Origin of the sequence: Clostridium sp. (assembly GCF_032552055.1) — a bacterium.
Lineage (GTDB): Bacteria > Bacillota > Clostridia > Clostridiales > Clostridiaceae > Clostridium.
Window position 1 is genome coordinate 1 of sequence record NZ_JAWGSV010000162.1, and the last position, 7221, is coordinate 7221.

Annotated in this window: 8 protein-coding genes and 1 pseudogene; 7 read left to right on the top strand and 2 right to left on the bottom strand. The window is 26.8% G+C overall.

All coding sequences use genetic code 11. The annotated features are described in order from the left end of the window. Positions 1–27: 27 nt before the first annotated feature. The gene (locus tag E6248_RS10980) at positions 28–540 is read left to right on the top strand and encodes a hypothetical protein (protein WP_316340846.1); all 513 of its coding nucleotides are present in this window, start codon (positions 28–30) and stop codon (positions 538–540) included. 26 nt (positions 541–566) lie between these two features. Here E6248_RS10980 and E6248_RS10985 read toward each other — a convergent pair whose 3' ends face one another. After that, positions 567–1016 carry a hypothetical protein gene (locus tag E6248_RS10985; RefSeq protein WP_316340847.1) on the bottom strand — a complete coding sequence of 150 codons (450 nt, stop codon included), beginning with the start codon at positions 1014–1016 and terminating at the stop codon, positions 567–569. Positions 1017–1094: 78 nt separating this feature from the next. Next, positions 1095–1484, bottom strand: a complete 390-nt coding sequence (locus E6248_RS10990; protein ID WP_316340848.1) for a PadR family transcriptional regulator — start codon at positions 1482–1484, stop codon at positions 1095–1097. 147 nt (positions 1485–1631) lie between these two features. Here E6248_RS10990 and E6248_RS10995 point away from each other — a divergent pair, with 147 nt between their 5' ends. The 6 genes and pseudogenes from E6248_RS10995 to E6248_RS11020 form a co-directional block, all read left to right on the top strand. After that, the gene (locus E6248_RS10995) at positions 1632–1826 is read left to right on the top strand and encodes a hypothetical protein (protein ID WP_291665476.1); all 195 of its coding nucleotides are present in this window, start codon (positions 1632–1634) and stop codon (positions 1824–1826) included. Positions 1827–2054: 228 nt separating this feature from the next. Continuing rightward, positions 2055–2393 carry a hypothetical protein gene (locus E6248_RS11000; RefSeq protein WP_316340849.1) on the top strand — a complete coding sequence of 113 codons (339 nt, stop codon included), beginning with the start codon at positions 2055–2057 and terminating at the stop codon, positions 2391–2393. Positions 2394–2456: 63 nt separating this feature from the next. Beyond that, a complete protein-coding gene (locus E6248_RS11005; RefSeq protein ID WP_316340850.1) occupies positions 2457–3389 on the top strand; it encodes a hypothetical protein in 933 nt (310 codons plus the stop codon). A gap of 116 nt (positions 3390–3505) precedes the next feature. Then, positions 3506–5011: a DUF1846 domain-containing protein gene (locus E6248_RS11010; protein ID WP_316340851.1), complete on the top strand. Its 1506-nt coding sequence runs from the start codon at positions 3506–3508 to the stop codon at positions 5009–5011. Positions 5012–5227: 216 nt separating this feature from the next. After that, positions 5228–6889, top strand: coding sequence for a ribonuclease J (locus E6248_RS11015; protein WP_316340852.1), 1662 nt, complete (start codon positions 5228–5230; stop codon positions 6887–6889). Positions 6890–7021: 132 nt separating this feature from the next. Then, positions 7022–7221: pseudogene (locus E6248_RS11020) on the top strand (HAD-IB family hydrolase); the annotation flags it as partial.

A 7221-nucleotide genomic window follows, 5' to 3' on the forward strand; every position in this document is an offset into this window, starting at 1 on the left:
GATTACATGGATTAAGGAGAAGTAAGATTGAAGGTTAGAGCTTTAAGTCTAAATGAATTTAAAAGTAGTGGGTTTATATATTTTTCAAATATTTTAGATGGATTTGATAGGTATGAACATATTCAATTATCTCCAATTACATCTATATACGAAGAGGTAGAGAAATTATATATTAGATTTATAGAAAAGTTATTTAACATAAATAATGAAAAGGTAGTAATTGATTTCTATAAGAATAGATTAGATAAAAATTCGATTAGGTACATCGAAGATAGACTAAAAGATGAGGAAAAGTTATTATTTCATAGATTGATGAATTGTGGGTCAGATGAAGATATATTTTTTGAAATCACTGATATTTCTTTTATTCCACTATTAACAAAACTTAATTTGAAGGAATTATTTTTTGTTACATTTTACTTTGATAAAGCTGATTTTAGTTTATGGGGGAACTACAATTACAATTTTCCCTTGTTTTCTAGAAAAATAGAAAATTTAGAGAAAATAAAAAAAATAGCAAGGCAATGTAGCTTGCTATAAGATATTTTATCTTATAATAAGATTGCTTAGCTATTTTTCTTTGGAAAGACTACAATTGTAGAAAGTCTTAATTTACCGTTACTTGTTAGTCTTAAATACCATTTTAAATTATCAGAAGATGAATTGGTAAATAACTCCTGACTTAAATTAATAGATTTGTTAATAGGGAAGTATAACATTTTGTTTATTTCATTTTCTAATGAAATTACTATGCTATATTCGTAATTTGTACATAATTTATTTAAATCTTTTAAATTAATAACAAGAGAATTATTAGTGGCTTTAGATGGAGCAAATAGTAATTCTCTTGTTTTTATATTTTTAAGATAAACAGAAACATTTTTAAATGTTTTAAAATTAAAATCTTTAAAAGATAATATTAGTGACTCATCTTTTAAGCTAAAATTACTTACCTCTTTTTCATTTGAAGATAAGTAAGGTATATTTAAAGTATTTAGTTCATTGTATTTCTCCATAACCTTTCTCCTTATAATATGCTATAAATATATAGTATTAAAAAGGTTATAAAAAAATGCCAATTTTCTTAGAAAAATTTATTTTTTTAGCATTTCTATCATAATATCTAAAGTAGCTTTGGTTTTATTTAAGTTACTTATATAATCAGCAATATGATATTTATAATATTCTACTCCAGCATCAGTAATAGAATATATTTTTTTGCTTCTTTTATTTAAAAATTCATCTCCAGACCAAGTGCTAGTTACATATCCTTTTGTCTCAAGATCATATAAAGTTTCATAAACTGTACTTGAAGATACTGGAAAAGGTAATGCTGTAGATTCAAATCTACTTTTAAATTCATCTAACACTTTGTTACCAAAAATAGTATTACCTTTTGATAATTCTTTTAATATATAAAAGCTGTAAAGCATCTTAGTATTTACAACATTTCTAGGTGCTACTAAACGATTTCTTTTTTCCATAAAAATCACTCCTTTTTTTATAGTTTAGCATAAGATAAACTAAATGTACACTTAAATAATATACTCGTAAATGATTATAAATTTACAGAACAAAATGAGAGTGCATTGAATAATATATAGCATACAAAGGAATAGGAGTTGATAAACATGTCAAGAAGATGTTGCAATAATAACTGCTGTAGAAATAATTGTTGTTGTGGCTGTAATAACTGGGGCGGCGGCTGTGGCGGTGGATTCGGCGGTGGCTTTGGCTGTGGCGGTGGATTCGGTGGTGGATTCGGCGGTGGCTTTGGTTGTGGATTCCCACTTATATGGTTATTATTATTAGGCGGTTGTTGGTAGAATTATAGTAAAGGGGCTGTATTTACAGTCCCTATTAAAAATTAGAATTAATAGTTATTTATATTACTTAATAATATAATGATTTTAAAAATATTTTGTATAAAATAATTGCTTTCAATAGTATAAGAAAGGATATTATTCCTTAGATTATATTATTGAAAGCTTTATTTAACACATGAGACTTTTTTATAGAAATATTTAGTGATAAAATTAAATAGAGGTGAAGTTATGCTTTATAATAAATGCTATTGTGAAAAGTGCAAAAAAATACAAAGAATGAAGATAAATAGCTATATAGATTCTAAGGATTTAAATATAGGAAAAATAAAGTACAACAAATTATATGGAACTTGTGAAGTTTGTAATGAGGAAGTATATTCTGTTGATTTATATAAAAAAAACAATGTAGAAATAATTAAAAAAATAAAAGAGCTTGAAGAAGAAATAACTATAAAGAAGATAATCGATAATATAAAAGTAGATAAGGATGAGCTTGGTATAAAGAACACTCAAATACTTGATTATATTAAGGAAGCTATTACAAATAAAAATAAAGATAAAGAGTAAGTTATTTATAAAATTGAAATTTAATATATATTTATAAGTTGATTAATTCCTAAGGAGGAGGCAATGCTAGATTTACTTGTATATCTAGATGAATTATTAATTAAGAATTTAAATTCAGTAGTTGTTAATGGATATATAGATATAAGAACCTTTAGGAGAATTAAAGACAGAACTGTTGGAGGTAATGTAAGGGTTGGTGAGAGAAACTCTAAAGAACTAGACTTTAAAGATCAAAGGGATAAAATAGAGGGATATAAAAGTAAACATAATTCTTGTGAAGAGAGTCAGCAGGATGGCAGAGAAAGAAGTTTAGGCTTTGAAGGTAGAGATTTTGATAGGGTAGAACAAGAAATTAAAAAGATAAGTACAGTTTTTACTCTTCATAACGATTTAATAAATAGAATGTATTCTAATAATCATATGAAGAAGATTAGCTATAAATCAATTAAAAATGGTAATGTTAAGGTTGGAGACTATGTAGAAGTTACAGGATGTATTCAAGAAGTATCATTACCTGAATATATCGATACAGTCTTAAATAGTATTAATTGCTATGGAATAGACTTTTTTAATTCTATTTTAGATAAAAATAATCTTAAAAGTTTAAATTTTAATATTATTTATAATTTGCTTAGTGGAATAAAAAATAGTATAACACAAAATGGAAGCAGGGACTTAATAGTTAAAAATCAAGATGTTTCAATATTGCTTACTATAAATCAAAATAATTTTGTGAATAATGGATATAGTATGTTTGACTTTGTTCAATGTTCTTGTAAAATATATGGCAAAGTAATGATGATAAAGGAAGATAAAGATAAATGCATTAGTTTACTAAGAAAATCTTCTCAAGAAAATTATTATGAAAAAATACTTAATAGTATAGAACCATACTTAGATATATTAAGAAAGAATAATATTATCTTACCTGAAAAACCAGAATGCAATATAAAGGGGAAGATGATAATGATATTACCAATGAGTATATGCATATAAAAAATTTTATATGCATTTTTAAGTTGTTATAGAAAGTAATAAAAAATTAATGTATAATAGTTACTTAATGATTAAAAGTAAAAATGAATATTAGAATACAGGAAAGAGGCAAAAAGATGAAAATAGGTTTTGATCATAAAAAATATCTAGATGAACAATCTAAATATATTTTAGAAAGAGTTAATGATTACGATAAATTATATTTAGAATTTGGCGGAAAGCTAATGAATGATTTGCATGCTAAGAGGGTTTTACCTGGATTTGATGAAAATGCTAAAATTAAATTGCTTCAAAAGCTTAAAGAAAAAGTTGAAGTGGTAATATGCGTTTATGCAGGAGATATTGAAAGAAACAAGATCAGAGGAGACTTTGGTATTACATATGACCTTGAAGTATTAAGACTTATAGATGATTTAAGAGGATATGGTTTAGATGTAAATAGTGTAGTAATAACTAGATTTGATGGGCAGCCAGCTACTACTGTATTTATAAACAAGCTTGAAAGAAGAGGAATAAAAGTTTATAAGCATAGAGCTACACTTGGATATCCAACAGATGTAGACACTATAGTAAGTGATGAAGGATATGGTAAAAATCCATATATCGAAACAACAAAGCCAATAGTAGTAGTTACTGCTCCAGGTCCAGGAAGTGGAAAGCTTGCTACTTGTTTAAGCCAATTATATCATGAAAATAAAAGAGGAAATATTGCAGGATACTCTAAGTTTGAAACTTTCCCAGTATGGAATGTTCCACTTAAGCATCCTCTAAATATAGCTTATGAAGCAGCTACAGTAGACTTGAAAGACGTTAATATGATAGATTCTTTCCATTTTGATGCTTATAATGAAGTTGCAGTAAACTATAATAGAGATATTGAAAGCTTCCCAGTTCTTAAGAGAATAATTGAAAAAATCACTGGGAAAGAATCAGTTTATAAATCTCCAACAGATATGGGAGTTAATAGGGTAGGCTTTGGAATCATTAATGATGATGTAGTAAAAGAAGCTTCTAATCAAGAAATAATAAGAAGATATTATAAGACTATTTGTGAATTTAAAAAAGGTTATGTAGATAAAGATGTTGCAGATAGTGCTAAGCTTATTATGGAAGAGTTAAATTTAAAAGAATCTGATAGAAAAGTAGTTAATCCAGCTAGAGAATACTCAGAAAAATTAAAGAAGATTAATGGTAGGGAATCATACCCAGTAGTAGCTTTAGAATTAAATGATGGAACTATTCTTACTGGAAGAGGTTCAGAAATAATGGATGCACCAGCAGCTGTAATTTTAAATTCAATAAAACATTTAGCTAATATTTCTGATGATATACATTTAATATCTCCAGTTATTTTAGAGCCAATCCAAAACTTAAAGTTTAAAACTTTAGGTATTAAAAATACAGTTTTAAATTGTGAAGAAATACTAATAGCTTTAAGTATATGTGCTGCAACAAATCCAACTGCACAAGTAGCATTAAATAAGTTAACAGAATTAAAGGGATGTCAAGCGCATTCAACAACTATGACTTCAAATGGAGATGAACAAACCTTCAGAAGACTGGGTATTGATATAACTTGTGATCCAGAATATCAAAGTGATAATTTATACTATAACAATTAACAAATAAATAGATTTCCTTATTTAACTATAAAGATGTACCGAATTAACCATGTTTTAAATTCGGTACATCTTTTTTTATTTGAATATAATACCAAAAGTTTCTTTTGATATTTTAAATAAAAATTTTTATGTTATGGAAGATATTATATTTTAAATAGTTAATTTAATTATTCTATATTTGGGAAATACTATTAGTATATTAAAGGAGGTTTTTTAATGGATGGAGATTTTATAAAGGTAATTCCTCTTGGTGGAGTTGGAGAAATAGGAAAGAATATTACCGCCTTAGAAGTTAATGATGAAATAATAGTAATAGATTGTGGAATAGCATTTCCTGACGAAGAAATGTACGGAGTAGATTTAATTATTCCTGATATATCTTATTTGATAGATAATAAAGATAAGGTTAAAGGATTATTTATAACCCATGGTCACGAGGATCATATTGGTGCAATACCATATATTCTTAAGCAATTAAATATGAATGTTTACGGAACAAAATTAACTTTGGCTATTATTGAAAATAAATTAAGAGAGCATAAATTAGTAGAAACTAGTAATCTTATTTTAGTCAATCCAGGTGAAATGGTATCATTTAATAATTTATCTATAGAGTTTATACAAAGTACTCATAGTATTGCAGAGTCTTGTTGTTTTGCTATAAAGACTAAGCTAGGAACTATTTTTCACACTGGGGATTTTAAAATAGATTTAACTCCAATAGACGATAAAGTTATTGATATAGATAGGATTTCAACAATAGGAAAAGAGGGAGTTCTACTATTAATGGCAGATAGTACTAATGTTGAAAGATCTGGTTACACTATGTCAGAAAGGTCTATTGGTAATACTTTTAATAGAATATTTGCTACAGCTAAAGGTAGGGTTATAATTGCAACCTTTGCTTCTAATATACATAGAATGCAACAAATAGTTAATTCATCTTTAGATAGTAATAGAAAAGTAGCTTTTGCAGGAAGGAGTATGGAGAGCATTTCAAGAATGGCGATTGATCTTGAATATCTGCATATGCCTGAGGATATGTTAATAGAGATAGAGGATATAAAAAATTACAATAACGAAAATATAACTATTATAACTACAGGAAGCCAAGGGGAACCAATGGCAGCCTTAGCAAGAATAGCTTATGGGAATCATAAGAAAATTAAAATTGAAAGTGATGATTTATTTATTATTTCAGCAGCTCCTATTCCAGGTAATGATAAGTTGATTTCTAAAGTCATAAATGAACTATTTAAAAAAGGAGCAGATGTGATTTATGAAGACTTAGAAGAAGTACATGTATCAGGTCATGCTTATAGAGAAGAATTGAAACTTATGCATAGATTAATTAAGCCAAAATACTTTATGCCTGTTCATGGCGAATATAGACATTTAAAGCATCATAAAGATTTAGCAATTAGCCTTGGAATGGATTCAAAGGACACTTTTATATTAGAAAGAGGAGATGTTTTATTAATAAACGAAGATGAGGCTAAAAAAGAAGGGAAGGTTAAGACTGGTACTGTTTTAGTAGATGGACTTGGTGTTGGAGATGTAGGAACTTTGGTACTTAGAGATAGAAAACATTTAGCCCAAGATGGGTTAGTTAATATAGTAGTGACTATTGAAAGGGAAAGTTTTAGTATAATTGCAGGTCCTGATATTATTACAAGAGGTTTTGTTTATGTTAAGGAAGCTGAAGAACTTATTAGGGAATTAAAAGATATAGCTACTAATGAATTGCAAAACTGCCTTGATAATAGAATTATAGAATGGTATTTAATAAAAACTAATATTAAAAAGGCAATAGAAAGATATATATATGATAAAACTAAAAGAAGACCAACGATTATACCAATAATTATGGAAATTTAAATGCTATATTCCTCTCAATTTTAATAGTTTATATAAAGAATTATGTTTTTTTGACTATTTATTATAAAAATAATCTAGACTATTATTTGAAACATATATATAATAGATATAAAAAATAAATGGAGGGATTTTATGAAAAATGTAGCAGCATTTTTTGATATAGATGGAACAATATATAGAGAAGGTTTAATCACTGAAGTTTTTAAGAAAATAATAAAATATGAACTGGTTAGTGAAAATAAGTGGTATAACGATGTAAGGCCTTCATACCTAAAGTGGGATAAAAGACAAGGGGATTATGACACTTATCTTTTAAAAATGGTAGATATTTA